At 43.3% G+C, this 16,499-nt stretch carries 16 protein-coding genes and 1 pseudogene; 5 read left to right on the plus strand and 12 right to left on the minus strand.

Translation table 11 applies throughout. The annotated features are described in order from the left end of the window. Nucleotides 1-14: 14 nt before the first annotated feature. A complete protein-coding gene (locus tag CFE23_RS09845; protein WP_291087257.1) occupies nt 15-980 on the minus strand; it encodes a Gfo/Idh/MocA family oxidoreductase in 966 nt (321 codons plus the stop codon). 156 nt (nt 981-1,136) lie between these two features. On the opposite strand from CFE23_RS09845, the gene CFE23_RS09850 reads away from it, so the two are divergent. Beyond that, complete coding sequence (locus CFE23_RS09850) at nt 1,137-1,778, plus strand: protein-L-isoaspartate(D-aspartate) O-methyltransferase (protein WP_291087259.1); 642 nt, start codon at nt 1,137-1,139, stop codon at nt 1,776-1,778. 9 nt (nt 1,779-1,787) lie between these two features. Here the strand turns inward: CFE23_RS09850 and smpB are convergent, their stop codons facing one another. Beyond that, nucleotides 1,788-2,246, minus strand: coding sequence for an SsrA-binding protein SmpB (gene smpB / locus CFE23_RS09855; RefSeq protein WP_291087262.1), 459 nt, complete (start codon nt 2,244-2,246; stop codon nt 1,788-1,790). 147 nt (nt 2,247-2,393) lie between these two features. On the opposite strand from smpB, the gene CFE23_RS09860 reads away from it, so the two are divergent. Continuing rightward, on the plus strand, nt 2,394-2,999 hold the full coding sequence (locus CFE23_RS09860; RefSeq protein WP_291087264.1) for an outer membrane beta-barrel protein: 606 nt from the start codon (nt 2,394-2,396) through the stop codon (nt 2,997-2,999). 153 nt (nt 3,000-3,152) lie between these two features. Next, nucleotides 3,153-3,383 carry a VF530 family protein gene (locus CFE23_RS09865; protein WP_291087267.1) on the plus strand — a complete coding sequence of 77 codons (231 nt, stop codon included), beginning with the start codon at nt 3,153-3,155 and terminating at the stop codon, nt 3,381-3,383. On the opposite strand, the gene CFE23_RS09870 is transcribed toward CFE23_RS09865, so the two are convergent. The 5 genes from CFE23_RS09870 to CFE23_RS09890 are packed head-to-tail and all read right to left on the minus strand — an operon-like array spanning nt 3,380 to nt 7,858. After that, the gene (locus CFE23_RS09870) at nt 3,380-3,799 is read right to left on the minus strand and encodes a hypothetical protein (RefSeq protein ID WP_291087269.1); all 420 of its coding nucleotides are present in this window, start codon (nt 3,797-3,799) and stop codon (nt 3,380-3,382) included. The genes CFE23_RS09865 and CFE23_RS09870 overlap by 4 nt on opposite strands. A gap of 60 nt (nt 3,800-3,859) precedes the next feature. Continuing rightward, a complete protein-coding gene (locus tag CFE23_RS09875) occupies nt 3,860-5,248 on the minus strand; it encodes a hypothetical protein (protein ID WP_291087271.1) in 1,389 nt (462 codons plus the stop codon). Nucleotides 5,249-5,258: 10 nt separating this feature from the next. Continuing rightward, entirely contained in the window at nt 5,259-6,437 is a 1,179-nt protein-coding gene (locus CFE23_RS09880) for an ABC transporter ATP-binding protein (protein WP_291087273.1), read from the minus strand. Next, nucleotides 6,424-7,008, minus strand: a complete 585-nt coding sequence (locus CFE23_RS09885) for a GNAT family N-acetyltransferase (protein WP_291087275.1) — start codon at nt 7,006-7,008, stop codon at nt 6,424-6,426. The genes CFE23_RS09880 and CFE23_RS09885 overlap by 14 nt, the downstream gene beginning before the upstream one ends. Beyond that, nucleotides 7,001-7,858, minus strand: coding sequence for an aldose 1-epimerase family protein (locus CFE23_RS09890; protein WP_291087277.1), 858 nt, complete (start codon nt 7,856-7,858; stop codon nt 7,001-7,003). Before CFE23_RS09890 ends, CFE23_RS09885 begins: the two co-directional genes overlap by 8 nt. Before the next feature lie 139 nt (nt 7,859-7,997). Here CFE23_RS09890 and CFE23_RS09895 point away from each other — a divergent pair, with 139 nt between their 5' ends. After that, nucleotides 7,998-10,241 (plus strand): M1 family metallopeptidase, encoded by a 2,244-nt coding sequence (locus CFE23_RS09895; protein WP_291087279.1) that lies wholly within the window; start codon nt 7,998-8,000, stop codon nt 10,239-10,241. Nucleotides 10,242-10,302: 61 nt separating this feature from the next. On the opposite strand, the gene CFE23_RS09900 is transcribed toward CFE23_RS09895, so the two are convergent. Both CFE23_RS09900 and clpB read right to left on the minus strand, forming a co-directional pair. Continuing rightward, nucleotides 10,303-10,848 (minus strand): type 1 glutamine amidotransferase domain-containing protein, encoded by a 546-nt coding sequence (locus CFE23_RS09900; RefSeq protein WP_291087281.1) that lies wholly within the window; start codon nt 10,846-10,848, stop codon nt 10,303-10,305. Nucleotides 10,849-10,985: 137 nt separating this feature from the next. Then, entirely contained in the window at nt 10,986-13,577 is a 2,592-nt protein-coding gene (clpB, locus tag CFE23_RS09905; protein ID WP_291087283.1) for an ATP-dependent chaperone ClpB, read from the minus strand. 166 nt (nt 13,578-13,743) lie between these two features. Here clpB and ytxJ point away from each other — a divergent pair, with 166 nt between their 5' ends. Beyond that, nucleotides 13,744-14,130, plus strand: coding sequence for a bacillithiol system redox-active protein YtxJ (gene ytxJ / locus CFE23_RS09910; RefSeq protein WP_291087285.1), 387 nt, complete (start codon nt 13,744-13,746; stop codon nt 14,128-14,130). Here ytxJ and CFE23_RS09915 read toward each other — a convergent pair. From CFE23_RS09915 to CFE23_RS09925, 3 genes and pseudogenes are all read right to left on the minus strand, one after another. Next, a complete protein-coding gene (locus CFE23_RS09915; RefSeq protein ID WP_291087287.1) occupies nt 14,127-15,203 on the minus strand; it encodes an agmatine deiminase family protein in 1,077 nt (358 codons plus the stop codon). The two genes, ytxJ and CFE23_RS09915, sit on opposite strands and share 4 nt — an antisense overlap. A 23-nt stretch (nt 15,204-15,226) precedes the next feature. Next, entirely contained in the window at nt 15,227-16,102 is an 876-nt protein-coding gene (locus tag CFE23_RS09920; protein ID WP_291087289.1) for a carbon-nitrogen hydrolase, read from the minus strand. A 95-nt stretch (nt 16,103-16,197) separates the two neighbouring features. Then, nucleotides 16,198-16,499: pseudogene (locus CFE23_RS09925) on the minus strand (hypothetical protein); the annotation flags it as partial.

Raw genomic sequence — 16,499 nt, forward strand, 5'->3', positions numbered from 1 at the left:
AGATTTTTCAGGAATTATTTTTTTGAGCTCTCGATGATCTGATATGCTACACGCAGTGCTTCAGTTCCGTCTTCGAGTGTTACAACTGGTGTGGTGTCATTGTTGATGGCGTCGGCAAATGTTTCGAGTTCATCAAGGATTGCGTTGTTTTGTGAGACGTCAGGATTGGCGAAATAAATTTGTTTCCTGATGCCTTCCGCATTTTGCAGGATCATGTCAAAATCACCGGGATTTTCCGGTGCGTCTTTCATTTTTACGACTTCGCATTTTTTCTCCAGAAAATCGACAGAAATATAGGCGTCTTTTTGGAAGAACCTTGTCTTGCGCATGTTCTTAAGCGAGATACGGCTCGACGTCAGGTTCGCAACACATCCATTTTCAAATTCGATTCGGGCGTTCGCAATATCAGGGGTTTCACTTAGGATGGAAACGCCGCTGGCATTGACGGTTTTCACCTTTGATTTCACCACGCTCAGAATGACATCAATATCGTGAATCATCAGATCCAACACGACGGGCACATCTGTACCGCGGGGATTGAATTCAGCCAATCGGTGCGTTTCGATAAACATTGGATTTTCGACAAGGTCTTTGGTGGCCAGAAAAGCGGGATTAAACCGCTCTACATGACCCACCTGGCCTTTGATGTTATATTCTTTCGAGAGTGCGATAATTTCTTCTGCCTCAGCCACACTATTCGATATCGGTTTCTCTATGAACACGTGCTTGCCGGATTTTATGGCCACTTTAGCGCATTTGTAATGAGAAAGCGTGGGCGTTACAATGTCAATTACGTCTACGGCATGAAGTAATGTCGCAATGGTATGAAATTGTTTGTAACCAAATTCTTTTGCTATCTTCTCGCCGTTTTCATGGTTTTCGTCGTAAAATCCGACGAGTTCATATTTTTCAGATTGTTGCAATAAACGCAAATGAATTTTTCCGAGGTGGCCTGCGCCTAAAACGCCTACTTTAAGCATATAAGAGTGTTTTTATTTGTAACAGTTAGGCTTCGCAGCCGTGAGTGAACAAAAATAAGACTATTTGTGTAAATTTTAAGGTTTAAACTTTAAAGTTTCATTGCCTTCAGAATTCATTTACTTTCTTATTTTTACCAAATAATACTTCCCCGAATTTTGAAAGATACAGCCAAACATCAAGGATTACGGAACCAGCTTGCCGCCGTATTGGAACAGAAGGGCATCACCGATAAGAACGTGCTTGATGCGATTAAGAAAATTCCGAGACACCTGTTCCTGAATTCCAGTTTTGAGGACTATGCCTATCAGGACAAGGCGTTTCCGATAGGCGCGGGCCAGACCATTTCGCAGCCCTATACCGTAGCATTCCAAAGCCAGTTGCTGGAAGTGAGGCGCGATCATAAAGTGTTGGAAATTGGTACAGGATCGGGTTATCAGACTGCGGTGCTGTGTGCCTTAGGTGCGAAAGTATATAGTGTTGAAAGACAGAACGAACTTTTCAAGCAGACAACGGTTTTGCTGCCTAAATTAGGAATCCGTCCGAAGCATTTGTCATTTGGCGATGGTTACAAAGGCCTACCCAACCACGCTCCCTTTGACAGCATCATTGTTACTGCCGGAGCGCCAACCATCCCTAAACCGCTAATGGCGCAATTAAAGATAGGGGGAAGGCTTGTGATTCCGCTGGGAGAAGACCATCAGATCATGACGTTGTTAATCCGCAAAAACGAAACCCAGTTTGAGAAGCATGAATTCGGGGAATTCCGTTTTGTGCCTTTGCTCGAAAATAAAAACTAAGAAAAGGCTCTAGTTATTAAAAGCTTTCTTGATTCGATCCAAATCACGTTTGGTATCGTTTTCCTTTAGTGATTCCCGTTTGTCATAGGTCTTTTTACCCCTGCATAAACCAATATCCAGTTTGGCAATGCCTTTTTCGTTGGTAAAAAGTTTCAGCGGGACAATGGTCAATCCCTTTGCCTGAACACTTCTGCCCAGGCTTTTTAACTCCCTTTTGTTCAATAGTAGTTTGCGTTCACTTCTGGCTTTGTGATTGAATTGATTTCCAAAGGTATATTCTTCAATATAAGTGTTAATCGCGAAAAGTTCCTGATTGTTGAACTCGCAAAAGCTTTCTGTAATGTTCGCTTTTCCCAGGCGTATCGATTTGATTTCTGTTCCTGTAAGTACGATGCCTGCTGTGAAGGTTTCGATAATTTCGTAATCGAAACGGGCGCGTTTATTAAGTATGTTGACCGTTTTTTGCATGGGTTGCAAAGATAGCAACAATCGGGTAATTCTGCTATCCTGTACCTGGATTCACAAAAAAAAACTTTCCGGCACATGATATCAGTCATTTTTATGCTAAAGTGTTGGCTGTACTTTTGTCGTATAATCTTAAACAACAAAATAAAGATGAAAAAAGTTTTATTAGCAGCTGCAATGGTTTTCCTGACTTTTGCAGCGCAGGCACAAGAAAAAAGTGAAGGTCTAAAAGGAATTTGGTGGGTGGCAGGACAAGTTTCCTATGCTTCTGAGAAAACAGGGGATGCTAAAAAGACATCGGATATGATTCTGCCCATCGTTGGAAAATTCATAACGCCGTCAGTCACGGTGGGTGTCGGAATTGGAACAATAAATTCAAAGGATGACAATGGTGTTGCTGTTACCTCTGAGGAGAATACATTTGTAATCAAACCGTTGGTAAGGAAATACTGGAATGTAGCTGGGGGCTTGTTTTTTTACGGCCAGACTGCTTTGCCTGTGATGTTCGGAAAAGACAAGGTGGCTGATTCAAAGACAACTTCCATAGCGCTCGAGCTGGCTCCCGGTTTTGACTACGTAATCAACAAATGGATGACCGTTGAAACCTCTTTCACAATCCTAAATGTGGGAATGTCAACCAAGACGCCCGACACAGGCGACAAAACGACGAAATTCGGGTTTAACGCAAACCCAATGAATTCTGTTGGGGATAGGACTTTAGGAAGCCTTCAGGTCGGAGTGAAATTCCTTTTTTAGACCAAAGATAACACCTGTTTCTCTATAGATTCTGTTTTGTTTTTCTACTAGTGTTGTTAGATGGGTGGGTTATTGGTTAAGATCAATAGCCGGAACCGCTGCTTTGATGGGGCAGCGGTTCTTTTTTTATATTACTTTTGGAAAAAAATCAGTATGGAAAAACCGCCTTCGAAAGATCCGTTACACGGAATTACCCTGCAGCAGATTTTGGAGAAACTGGTTGCACATTATGGGTTTGATACGCTGGCGGAAATAATACGGATAAGATGTTTTAGTGAAAATCCAAGTATCAAATCCAGCCTCACATTTTTACGTAAAACCGAATGGGCACGAAAAAAAGTCGAAGCATTGTACATAAAAACCTTACCCGGATTTAAAGACTAGGTCACAACAATCGTAACCGTTTTGAAAGTAGTATTTGTGATCTTAAACTTCAAGACGTAGGTTCCCGTCGCTTGTGCCTTAAAATTGTATGGAACCGTTTTTGTAACAACGCCGGCAGTGCAATCACATCCCAGATACTTTGCCAGTACTGTGATCGTTTTTTCATTTGTATTTGTGGGTTCCTCATAATAGGCCTGGAAACTTCCGCAACTATCTGCTACATTAAAAGTCACGTCTAAAGTAATTTGCTGGTTTACCGTCGCTGTAGTGGGTCCTGTTACATCGGTGACGCCAACATAGATCGTATAGTAACACTCGTTTGGACTGTTATTACTGTCGCCAAGACATGAGGTCAACGAGATAGACAACGTAAGCATCAGCATTTTTACAAATAAATTTTTTCTTATTGCTTTCATAAATGAGGTTTTTGTTTTTTAAAGGATTGTTCTTTTGTACAAAGGTTGCGCAACTGCCAGTTAACTTTCCGCGGTTCCCTTCCATTTTCGAACATTTTCAGTCATATAAAGCATAAATAATGCAATGAACAGGATGTTTAGGAATGTAAAGTCAGAGAGGTGTTCTAAAAGCCATTCGTACTGTGGCACCTTACTGTAAATATAACCGCCATCCCGGATACCTTGATCGGTATTGCTGTAGTAATCCATTAGCAGGCAATAAATAATAGGCAATACGGCGCCCAACGACCAGAGCAATATATTGAGCACAATCCCGGAAACTCTTTTTCCTTCATTGCTATTAATCACGGACAGGAAGTAAGCCATCATCGCAACGACCAATATCAGGCAGGCATAAGGGATGAATTTTCCTGAGCTGGACAGTACCGCCATGATACCGAATAAAATCCACAGCAACCCGAAACTAATTACAGCAATCAAAAGATTCCGCCCTGTTGTCACTTTGTATCCGAAAACCAGCATCGAAATAGCGAGCCCAAAGTAGAGCGTAAAAAGGATCGTTGAGTCTTCAATCAGTGGGCTAAACCAGGAATTTGAAATCCGTTGGTAGCCATTGACCAATGCGTTATGGGGTAAGTTATAGGTATAACTTCCGGCTGTGTAACCTAAACCGTCATTGTTTCCATTTCCTTTTCCAATGAGCTCATAATCTGTAAAATGGGGATGGCTATACGTCATGTCGAACCATTGTTCTGGCGTTAGATTGGTGTTTAGCCCATGCTCTTTTATAAGCGCAAAATAGTCACGCATTATTTTTTTGATCTGTTGCTGGTTGTCCTGTTGCATTAGTTTCTTTACCTTCAGTTCGGGATTTTCGTTTCCTGAAATCCGGAATGTTTGACCACTATTGTTGATCAGCGACCCAACAGGATATTCCTGTCCGTTAAAAACCAACGTCCTTGGCTCATTGCTGTTAGCAGAAGGCGTGTAGTGGCCGCCGTCGATGAACACTGATGCCATGCCGATGGTCTCACAACGTTTTTTGGTTTCTTCGTAGCTAAAATATGTTCGTACCCTGACTTCTTTTCCGGTTAGGTAAGAGAGCGTATAATTTACATTAAGCATACAAATGGCCAGTATAATCAGCCATTCTTTATAAAGGGCAAATTTCTGGAGTTGATAGAATGACTTGTATGCGTTATTTCGGGTGTAATAAACAATCCAAACCACAAAGAAAAGTATGGAGATCAGCACGCTGAAAAATATGATGCTCGCACTGTTGCCATCGTAGTAATAGTCATTGTCTTTAAAATAAACTGTCCCTTCAGAATAACCGAGCAGGAAGAAGATGATATTGAACAATACGCCGGCAACCAATGCGGGGACAATTTTAGTGTTCCAAAGCAGGGGATGATTGATAAGCAGATAATTCTGGATTTTGTTGAACATAATGACGGGTTTAAGAAGCGAAAAATCGACGGGTTGAATTGGATATGTTTCGGAAATAAAGCAGCGGAATTTTCGCATCCACAACAAGCGTCATAAAGTCATAAACGGTCTTGTCCTCCGGAAAAGTGACGATAAAAGTTCCACCGTTAAATTGCAGGGATACCATGTCAAGCCTTCCGAAAATGGCTCCAAGTTCGTTTTGCGTTAGCGAACTTTCAAACTCAATCACCAGCTGGCTGCCCGGATTTTTTGGAGCATCTACATCGTTCGATACTGTATCGGGATTTTCATGCAAATTCTTTTGGACGCCTTGTTTCAGGAATATCACCTGATCTGACGTCTTTTCCACTTCGTAAAGCTGCTGCGAGCTCAGTACGATGCCAATAGGCCTGAATGGTGATTTTGCAATCGATTTAAAATCCTCGAGCACAGTTTGCTGTGCGAGGATGTCCAGGTTGGCAAGTGGCTCGTCAATCAATAGTATTTTCGGTTTTCGCAGTAGCATTCGGGCGAGTTCAAAACGCATTTTATATCCTGATGACAGGCTTTTCCAACTGTGATTCCTGAATTTTCTCAGTCCCAGCCGCGCAATGATCAGCGACACCACGAGTTCATTTTCCTCTGGCGCATAACCGTATGACGACGCTGTAAACTGCAGGTTTTCAAACATTGGGCCATACCAGGTATCTGTGCGCTGTGGAATGTAAACCAATTGTGTCCTCAGGTCAAAAAGATCATCATAGGGAAAATTGTAGTGCACGTCTCCGCTTGTAGCAAACAGCTCGCCGCAAAGTAAACGCAACAACGTCGTTTTGCCATTTCCATTCTCGCCCACCAGCCCCAGAATCTCACCCTGACGCAATTCGAGGTCAATAGGACCCAGCGCAAAGCCTGATACCCCATAATCTTTTTTAACCTTGTCAGTGCGCACCAGTAACTTTCTTTCCAAAATAGGTTTTGTGGAGAGGGCGCCGTACAGACCATCGAGCATGGCCTGAAATTTTGCAATACCTTCTTCACTTTCAGGAGCATTATTGTCCAGCCAATTCAGAAAATCATGGGCTTTTTTATAGAAAATGACATCTTCAGTGTCGAGCGTCAGGTCGATAATCCTTTTGGTCAGGATAGAGAAATCACCAAATTTCAGGAAACTTTGAATTTCCTCAAACTGTTTTTCAAATTCGTTCATGTGGAAAATGTATGGTTTTATAGTTCCGTTTTAGCAAAGCGTAAATTACCGTGTCGAGAAATCGGCCATCATAAAATTCATTTTCAAGAAAATGTGCTTCCTTAACGAAACCATTTTTCTGCAGCACACGTTCAGACGCGTAGTTTTCCGGATCAATGACCGCTTCAACAGAATGCAGTTTCATCTGATTAAACCCATATTCCAAAGCACCGTTTACCGCCTCTGAAGTGATTCCCCTCCCGCTGAATTCAGGAAGCAGCATATAACCCAGTTCTGACCGGTGATTTTCCTTCTGTGTCCGGTAAAACCCGATTATTCCAATGAATTCGGGATTGCCTTTTAACGTAATGGCCCAATTTATGCCTTCGTTTTTATCAATCAGGTCATTAATCAGGCTGATGTGCTGCATGGCCTCCTCATGGTTTTTTACCAACGGGCGCGGCACAAATTTCATTGTTTCCGGATTGGAGCGCAATCTATAAATGGGTTCCACATCGTCTGCCGTAAGGCGTCTTAGTAACAGGCGTTCGGTTTGGATTTCAGGAAACGGTGAAAAGTCAAACTCAATCATGGATTATTTCGATGTTAAATTTTGCGGCAAACGTTTCGTTGGAACCCAATGTAACAATTCCAGGCTTTTCCTCAATCCTTCCTGTCGAATCGGAAGTGTCTGAATAGCCAAACCAAGGCTCTATACAAAGAAATGGCGCATTGGGTTTTGTCCACAGTCCAAGATCAGGAAAGGATGGAAAGTGTACGTTGAGCAGTGGCTTGTCGTTTTTCAAGATGGTTATCGCATCAAATTGAACATCCTTTAAAATTAACGCGTCCTGTTCAAATAAAGTGTAATCCAATGGCAATTTTCCACCGTCTATTTTCGTCGTCTTAGTTTCGCCTGAAATAAGGTCGTTTTGGAGTGTAAAAGATTTTAAGGCATCCACCCCGTTTATTGCCAATGAATAGTCTTCGAAATTCCCGGGTAACGCAAAAGCGGGATGCGCACCGATGGAAAAATACATCTCGGAATTTGTGTGGTTTTCCACTTCGTACGCGATCTCAAGATTTGGACCTGAAAGTGTATAAACAATACGAAGCAGAAATTGAAAAGGATATTTTTTCAACGTTTCGGCATTTGATTTCAGGACAAAGCTCGCCGAGGCAGCAGTAACTTTTTCGCATTCAAATTCCATGTCCCTTGCAAATCCGTGTCTCGAAAGGGTATATGACCCGCCGTCATATTGAAATTTATTGTCTTTTAGCGTTCCCACAATCGGGAAAAGAATCGGCGAATGTTTGCCCCAGAATTCTGGATTTCCATCCCAAAGGTATTCTGTGTTGTCGTGATTTTTTAAAGAGATTAATTCGGCGCCAAAGTGTTTAATCGTAGCCTGAAATCCTTCGCTTGAAATTGTGGTTGTCAATGTTGTTGAATTTGGTGTTTATACAAATCTAGCGAAAACCACATTACCACGGCAAAACAAATGATTGTAAATTAATTGGCTTTCCATTTAGAATGAAGTATCGGTTTTTTTCTTTTATTTGTTTCCGAAATTTAAGAATATGAAAGAATCAATTTTAAGAGCCGTATTTGTATCGGCTTTGTTTTTTGCTTATGCGAAAGTTGAAGCACAAGCGGAAACAGCAGGTTATAACTACCACGATGCCTTTGCCCCCGGGTTTTATACGTCAAACGGTACAGAAACACGTTCTGCGAGCGGCCAGCCCGGCCCGAAATACTGGCAGAATAGCGCTGATTACAAGCTGACGGCCAATCTTGACGAACAGAAAAGCGAGATTTCTGGTTCGGAAATCCTTACCTATACGAACAACAGTCCCGATAAGTTGGACTTCCTTTGGCTGAATGTAGACCAGAATTTATTCAGGGCAGATTCGCGTGGCAATGCCGTCATTCCGGTTTCCGGCAGCCGCAACGGTGCTGACGGACAGGTTTTCGATGGGGGACACAAGATAAAATCGGTAAAGTTAATTGCAGTTGAAAATGGTAAGACCACCGAAAAGGATTTGCAGTTTTTTATTAACGATACGCGCATGCAGGTCCTGCTTCCACAGGCGGTCGGGAGCAACGGCGGCGTTGTGAAATTAAAGATTGATTTTTCATTTATTTCACCAATTTTCGGGTCTGACCGCATGGGAATACAGGACACCAAAAATGGTAAGATTTTTGAAGTAGCACAATGGTATCCCAGAATGTGCGTTTACGATGATCTTCGCGGATGGAACACACTTCCTTATCAGGGTGCCGGGGAGTTTTACCTGGAATATGGCGATTTTGACGTAAGCATCACGGCGCCGGCAAACCATATTGTTGTATGTTCCGGTGCGCTTTTAAATGCGAAAGAGGTTTATACTGCTGAGCAGCAAAAACGATGGGCAGAAGCGGTACAAAGCGACAAGACCGTTATGATCCGCACCGCCGATGAGGTTACAGACCCTTCGTCAAGGCCAACAGGAAAGCCAACATTGACCTGGCATTTTGCCATAAAAAACGCACGCGATGTAGCCTGGGCTTCTTCTGCGTCGTTTATAGTCGATGCGGCAAGGATCAATTTACCCGACGGAAAAAAATCGCTGGCCATCTCAGCATATCCAAAAGAAAGCGACGGCAAAAAGGCATGGTCAAGATCCACCGAATTCACAAAGGCCTGCATTGAGAATTATTCTAAAAGATGGTTCCAGTTTCCCTACCCAGCCGCGATAAATGTAGCGGGAATTACTGGTGGAATGGAATATCCCGGAATCGTGTTCTGTGATTACAAGGCCCGGGAAGGCGAGTTGTGGGAAGTGACAGATCACGAGTTTGGGCACAGCTGGTTCCCGATGATTGTAGGTTCAAATGAAAGGTTGTACGCGTGGATGGACGAAGGTTTCAACACTTTCGTGAATTCGATAAGTTCCAAAGATTTCAATAATGCAGAGTTTAAATCTTTCGAAATGGGTATGGATTTTATGTCGAAAATGATGTCCAGTCCGGATTTAGAACCCATTATGACCGCACCTGATGGATTAAAGGAAAAAAATCTGGGGACGTTGGCTTATTTTAAGCCATCAGCGGGTTTGGTCATCTTAAGAGAGCAGATATTGGGGGAAGAACGTTTTGACCGTGCATTCAGGGAATATATTGCCCGGTGGGCATTCAAGCATCCTGCGCCGGACGACTTTTTCCGGACGATGGAAAATGTCGCTGGAGAAGATCTCAATTGGTTTTGGCGGGGTTGGTTTGTCAACAACTGGGAGCTTGATCAGGGTATTACTGGCGTCCGTTATATAAAAAATGACCCGAAAAATGGTGCCATCATTACCATTGAGAATAAAGAGAAAATGGCGATGCCGGTCGTTTTGGATGTAAAAACCACTAGCGGTAAGACAAAAAGAATTAAGCTTCCGGTAGAAATATGGCAACGCAATGCAAACTGGTCTTTTAAAGTCGACACCGACGAAGAGATTGTGAAAGTACTACTTGACCCGGATGATGTTTTCCCTGATATCAACAGTAAAAATAACAACTGGTCGCCGGCGCCAAAAGGAGATGGTAAAGCAGACGCGTCGTTGAAATCGTATGTAGGAAAATACTCCAGTAAGCTCATTCCGACCAAATTGGAATTTATAGCTTCAGAAAGCGGCCTGGAGGCGACGATTGATGGAGAAGGCCCGATACCGCTGACTGCTGATGGCGAAAATAAGTTCAGGATCGAAGAGGAAATCGAACTTGAATTTAGTGCAGACCGCTCAGAACTGCATTTCAAGGCAGGCGGTATGGACTTCGTGTTCACAAAGGAAAAATAAGTTTTACGCACAAAAAAAACTCCGGAACAACCCGGAGTTTTTCTTGTCCAAACCACTTCTGCTATACCACGCTATGGTGTCTGGCTTCTGAAAATTCCTCAACCATTTTTTTATTGAAGGCTGGAAGGTCTTTTGGCGTACGGCTGGTGACCAGTCCGTTGTCGACGACTACTTCTTCATCAGACCACTCCGCACCGGCGTTGACAAGATCTATACTGATTGACTTCACCGATGTCATTTTCCTTCCTTTTACGAGGCCCGCGGAGATCAATGTTTGAGGCCCATGGCAAATTGCGGCAACGGGTTTTCCCGCCTTAAAGAACGCTTTTATGAAATCAAGTGCGGCTTTGTTTGTTCGCAGCTGGTCAGGATTAATGACACCACCCGGTAAGACGAGCGCATCATAATCATCGGCTGAAGCATCTTTTAATACAACATCCACAGGAAATTCTTTTCCCCAGTTTTTCTCTGCCCACGACTTTATGGTGCCCGCTTCAGGACTTACGATATCAGCTGTCCATCCCTGTTTTTCAAGGTGCTTTTTCGGAGATTCCAATTCACTTTCTTCAAATCCGTGTGTCGACAAAATTGCAATTTTTTTGTTCATGATATCTATTTTTAAGTTAACATTCTTAAAGTTAATTAATCCGTGTTCATTCTTTGTGAAAGGAATACTAAAGTTTGGCCGTTGTTGACAAAAAAAAAAACGCCACCGAAGTGACGTCTTTTGTGATTACCAATCTTTTATTCCTGCCTGAAGACCAGATTTCCATCAAAGCTATCCAAAAGGATAATGCTTTCTGTATTTACTTTACCTGAAAGAATTTCCTTTGAAAGTTCGTTCAGCACTTCTTTTTGCACCACGCGTTTTACCGGCCTGGCTCCATAATGGGGGTCATAACCTTTTTGCGCCAGATAGTCAATCGCGTCCGGCGTAGCATCAAGCGTAATGTTTTGCTGCGCGAGCATTTTGGTAATGCCTTTCAACTGAATTCCTACAATCTCACGTATGTCGGCTTCAGTCAATGGCGTAAACATTACGATGTCATCAATCCGGTTGATAAACTCCGGACGGACGGTTTGTTTCAACAAGCCCAAAACTTCGATTTTCGCCGCTTCCGTAGCCGCTTCAATGCCACCTTTGAGGTTTGCGAATTTCTCCTGTATGATTTCACTTCCCATATTGGAAGTCATGATGATAATCGTATTCCGAAAGTCAGCAAGTCGTCCCTTATTGTCTGTAAGCCTTCCTTCATCCAGTACCTGCAATAGGATGTTAAACGTGTCGGGATGTGCTTTTTCAATTTCGTCCAACAATACTACCGAGTAGGGTTTTCTGCGAACCGCTTCCGTCAATTGCCCGCCTTCTTCGTACCCTACATATCCGGGAGGCGCTCCAACGAGGCGGCTTACACTATGGCGCTCCTGGTATTCGCTCATGTCAATCCGCGTCATCGCACTTTCGTCATCGAAAAGGTAAGCGGCCAGTGCTTTTGCCAATTCGGTTTTACCAACTCCGGTAGTTCCCAGGAACAGGAAGGTGCCAATTGGTTTTTTAGCATCCTGTAAACCGGCACGACTCCTGCGGACGGCGTCACTCACTGCCTCAATGGCTTCTTCCTGTCCAACGACGCGTTTGTGTAATTCTTCTTCGAGTTTCAGCAATTTCTCGCGTTCTCCCTGAAGCATTTTAACGACAGGGATTCCGGTCCATTTTGCCACAACTTCAGCAATGTCTTCACGTGTAACTTCCTCTTTGTTTAAAGAAGTACCGCCACTTTGATTTTCAGCAAGCTGTTGCTGTAATTCGTCAAGCCTCTTCTGTGCGTCCTTTATTTTTCCATAACGGATTTCCGCTACTTTTCCGTAGTCCCCTTCGCGCTCCGCACGTTCGGCCTCATATTTGAAATCTTCGATTTCGGTTTTAACGGCCTGGATGTTATCGACCACGTCTTTTTCTGATTTCCATTTTGCGAAAATTTCGTTGCGGTCTTCTTTTAAGTTGGCCAACTCCATGCCGAGGCCTTTCAGCTTGCTTTCGTCATTTTCGCGTTTGATCGCTTCAATCTCAATTTCAAGCTGCATGATTTTGCGGTCCAGTACATCAAGTTCTTCCGGTTTGGAATTAATTTCCATCCGAAGTTTTGATGCTGCCTCGTCCATCAGGTCGATCGCTTTGTCCGGAAGAAAACGGTTGGTAATATAGCGCTGTGACAATTCTACTGCAGCGATAATGGCCTCATCCTTAATCTGGACTTTATGGTGCGTTTCGTATTTTTCCTTGATACCACGCAAAATGGAGATCGCACTTTCCGTATCCGGCTCGTCAATTAGAACCTTTTGAAAACGACGTTCAAGTGCTTTATCTTTTTCGAAATATTTTTGGTATTCATCCAAAGTAGTTGCTCCGATGGCGCGAAGTTCTCCTCTTGCTAATGCAGGTTTGAGTATATTCGCGGCGTCCATAGCGCCTTCACCGCCACCGGCACCGACAAGCGTGTGAATTTCGTCAATGAAAAGAACAATGTCGCCCTCCGCCGCGGTGACTTCTTTGACCACGGACTTTAGTCTTTCTTCGAATTCTCCCTTGTACTTTGCTCCGGCAATCAGCGCGCCCATATCAAGTGAAAAAACGATTTTATCTTTAAGGTTGTCCGGTACATCGCCGTCAACAATCCTGTGTGCGAGCCCTTCAGCAATAGCGGTTTTACCCACACCTGGTTCGCCAACCAGCATTGGGTTGTTTTTCGTACGGCGTGTTAGGATTTGCAATACGCGCCGAATCTCCTCATCGCGTCCAATAACAGGATCCAACTTGCCGTTCGCCGCCAGTTCATTTAGGTTTTTAGCGTATTTGTTTAGTGAATTATAGGTTTCTTCGGCAGATGCGGAGGTAACCCTTTCACCTTTACGCAATTCATCGATAGCGGATTTTAAACCTTTTTCCGTTACACCCTGGTCTTTCAACATTTGGGAAATCTTACTTTTCGAATTGAAAATGGCCAGTAGAAGATGCTCGATGGAAACAAATTCATCGTTCATTTTGCCCGCGATAATTTCGGCATCATTCAACGTGGTAGCCGTGTTTCGTGAAAACATGATTTCTGCACCGGAAACTTTTGGAAAGTGCTGGAGGCTGCTGTCAATCACCTGCTCGAATAACGGGACGTTTACATTTAATTTTTTTAGAAGAAACGGCGCCACGTTCTCATCAACCTCGAAAATAGCCTTCATTAAATGCTCGTTTTCGATTTGCTGATGGCCGTAACTTTGCGCAAGCTGCTGTGCCTTCTGTATAGCTTCCTGCGATTTGATTGTAAATTTGTTTATGTTCATGTTTTATATTTTTTGCCTTAAGGAATCCCTAAAAGGCTTTAGTTTGTAATGTCGATTGTGTAACTTTGCATGGCTTTGGTCAAATTATATTCCAACAGCGGTTAGCAGACAAAATGTCGCGCGAAGCCTTATAAATAAAGACAAAATGTCTTAAAACACGACAAGTATGGGTTTATTCAGCAAGAAAGAAGATATAAATGGAATTCAAAACGGCTCTATTTGGACTCCGTTGGAAAATCTCATCCAATTGGACACACTCGAAAACGACTCATTTTCGAAGTCCGTTGCGATATTCAAACACAGCACACGTTGCGGTATTAGCCGGTTTGTGTTAAAGCAATTCGAGAAAGAATACAATATAGATGCGAATAAAATAGACCTCTACTACCTGGATTTACTGGAAAACAGGCAGGTTTCTAATGAAGTAGCATCACGTTTTGGCATCACACACCAGTCTCCACAACTGATTGTAATCAGAAATGGAAAAGCGGTGTTTCATGCGTCACATGACAGCATCAGCGCAAAGGAACTCGAAAAATTTACTGAAAATTAAGCCGAGGGCTCCTGCTGGCTAAGGCAATGGAAACTTCCAAGGCCCCAGATCAAATCCACAGAATCAATTCCGATGACTTTCCTGCTTTTGAAGCAATCCTGAAGGATATCCAGCGCTTTAGTATCATTCTTATCGTCATTGAAAATCGGGACGATTACATTTTCATTTGAAATATAGAAATTGGCGTAAGAAGCCGGAAGACGCTGGTCGTCATACACCACTGCTTTTGGCATCGGTAGCTCCACAATATTGAGCTGTTTGCCGTTTTCAAGACGCATTCCCTTCAGTGTTTTAAGATTTTCCTGAAGCAGTTCGTAGTTTTCATCGTTTTGATTTTCCTCAACAACAGTTACCACAGTGTCATCACTCACGAAACGGGTGATGTCGTCAATATGGCCGTCAGTGTCATCTCCCACGATGCCGTCACCAAGCCATAAAATATGGTTTACGCCGTAATAATCACTGAGGTAATTTTCAATCTGGCTTTGGTTTAAATGCGGGTTTCGGTTTTTATTCAAAAGACATGCCGTTGTGGTGAGCAAAGTGCCTTTTCCATTGAATTCCACACTACCGCCTTCCATGACGATATCCGGATAGTAAACGGGAATGTTCAGTTCTTTGGCTATTAAAGTTGGGATATTGTCATCGAGATCATACGGGGGATATTTACCTCCCCAGGCATTATAGCCCCAATCTACAATTACTTTTTGTTTGGTTTCACGGTTTACCAAAAAAGCGGGACCGTGATCGCGGCACCAAGCATCATTAGTAGCGTGGAAATAGAAATAGATATTTACGAAAAGGCTTTCTACAGGCACTTTTTTTCCGAACGCAGACTGCAGGATTGTATTCACTGCAAAATCCTTCATTGCCTGATCGGCAACGTTTATGCAAACTCTTTGATGCGATGCTACCCTAAGGATAAACTCGCAATAAGAGTTGTAAATCAAATGTATTTTTCCCGGCCATGAGGCTTCCTTATGCGGCCAGGACAGCCATAAAGCGTCTTGTTTTTCGAATTCGGCAGGGAAGTGGAAGCCCAATTCACGAGGTGTTTTGTCTAATTGTTGCATTCGCTAATTATCTGATTGGCTAATTAATCCTCATCAATAAACCGTTTCGTGATCGGTTGGTAACTGTCGATCCTCCGGTCGCGTAGAAACGGCCAATGCATCCGGAAATGGTCGGCATCGTTGAGGTTAATGTCTACAACAGTGGTTTCTTCTTTGTCGTGGGAAGCAAGATACATCAATTTTCCCTGTCCGTTGGCTACAAAACTGCCGCCCCAGAATTTCATCGCACCGTCCTGCTCAAAGCCAACGCGGTTTACACTGACAACGGGAATGCCGTTCGCCACGGCATGGGAACGCTGGATCAGCTGCCAGGATTCATATTGGTCTTTGTTTGTTTCCTCGTCCTGGTTTGTGGCCCAGCCAATGGCGGTTGGGTAAAACATGATATCGGCGCCCATTAATGCAGTAATGCGGCTTGCTTCCGGATACCACTGGTCCCAGCAAATTAATACGCCAATCTTCGCGAATTTGGTATTGAATACCTTATAACCCAGATCGCCGGGCGTAAAATAGAATTTTTCATAGAATGCAGGGTCGTCCGGAATGTGCATTTTGCGGTATTTGCCGAGGTACTTCCCATCGGCATCAATTACTGCAGTGGTATTGTGGTATAGGCCTTCAGCCCTTTTTTCAAAAAGAGAAGCAATAATCACAACGTTTAGTTCCTGCGCCACTTTCGAAAGTGCGGCAGTGGATTTCCCCGGAATCGGTTCTGCCAGCTTGAAATTGTCATAATCCTCCACATCGCAGAAGTATAACGACGTAAACAACTCCTGAAGGCAAACGATTTGCGCGCCTTTTTCAGCGGCAATCCTGATTTCACGGATGGCTTTATCAAGGTTAGCCTGTTTATCAGCTTCGCAGGACATTTGTACCAATCCAATTTTTACATTTGACATAATCGGTAAATATAATTCGGACGCAAAATTAACTAAAAAAGCGCATAAGGAAAACCAAATGCGCTCTTTTAATATTTATTTAAACCGCGGTTCGGCTATTCCCGCCGCAATCTGTTTCTCGTGATAATGTCCTTGAGTTTGGCTTTCACGTCTTCACCAGTATCGAAAACCATTTGCTCATTGCTGGGGAATGGCAGTACTTTATGGTCGAAGTAGGTGTAGTATTCTGCGTCCACCGCGCGCTTGTCCCCACGATAAGTAGCGTATTGGTTTTCAAAAATGAACTCGCTCGCCAGTGGAAACGTCTGCAAAAGCTGGTTGGTTTTCAGGTTTACATAGTCAACTTTGCCTGCTACCTGGCACGCTTTCATCTGTTTGAATTCGTAAACGGAACTTT

The sequence above is a fragment of the Flavobacterium sp. BFFFF1 genome (genome assembly GCF_002256285.1).
GTDB lineage: Bacteria > Bacteroidota > Bacteroidia > Flavobacteriales > Flavobacteriaceae > Flavobacterium.

Coding starts and splice junctions, on each gene's coding strand:
- CFE23_RS09845 (WP_291087257.1), bottom strand. CDS start 980: ATGCTTAAAGTAGGCGTTTTAGGCGCAGGCCACCTCGGAAAAATTCAT.
- smpB (WP_291087262.1), bottom strand. CDS start 2,246: ATGCAAAAAACGGTCAACATACTTAATAAACGCGCCCGTTTCGATTAC.
- CFE23_RS09860 (WP_291087264.1), top strand. CDS start 2,394: ATGAAAAAAGTTTTATTAGCAGCTGCAATGGTTTTCCTGACTTTTGCA.
- CFE23_RS09865 (WP_291087267.1), top strand. CDS start 3,153: ATGGAAAAACCGCCTTCGAAAGATCCGTTACACGGAATTACCCTGCAG.
- CFE23_RS09870 (WP_291087269.1), bottom strand. CDS start 3,799: ATGAAAGCAATAAGAAAAAATTTATTTGTAAAAATGCTGATGCTTACG.
- CFE23_RS09875 (WP_291087271.1), bottom strand. CDS start 5,248: ATGTTCAACAAAATCCAGAATTATCTGCTTATCAATCATCCCCTGCTT.
- CFE23_RS09880 (WP_291087273.1), bottom strand. CDS start 6,437: ATGAACGAATTTGAAAAACAGTTTGAGGAAATTCAAAGTTTCCTGAAA.
- CFE23_RS09885 (WP_291087275.1), bottom strand. CDS start 7,008: ATGATTGAGTTTGACTTTTCACCGTTTCCTGAAATCCAAACCGAACGC.
- CFE23_RS09895 (WP_291087279.1), top strand. CDS start 7,998: ATGAAAGAATCAATTTTAAGAGCCGTATTTGTATCGGCTTTGTTTTTT.
- CFE23_RS09900 (WP_291087281.1), bottom strand. CDS start 10,848: ATGAACAAAAAAATTGCAATTTTGTCGACACACGGATTTGAAGAAAGT.
- clpB (WP_291087283.1), bottom strand. CDS start 13,577: ATGAACATAAACAAATTTACAATCAAATCGCAGGAAGCTATACAGAAG.
- ytxJ (WP_291087285.1), top strand. CDS start 13,744: ATGGGTTTATTCAGCAAGAAAGAAGATATAAATGGAATTCAAAACGGC.
- CFE23_RS09915 (WP_291087287.1), bottom strand. CDS start 15,203: ATGCAACAATTAGACAAAACACCTCGTGAATTGGGCTTCCACTTCCCT.
- CFE23_RS09920 (WP_291087289.1), bottom strand. CDS start 16,102: ATGTCAAATGTAAAAATTGGATTGGTACAAATGTCCTGCGAAGCTGAT.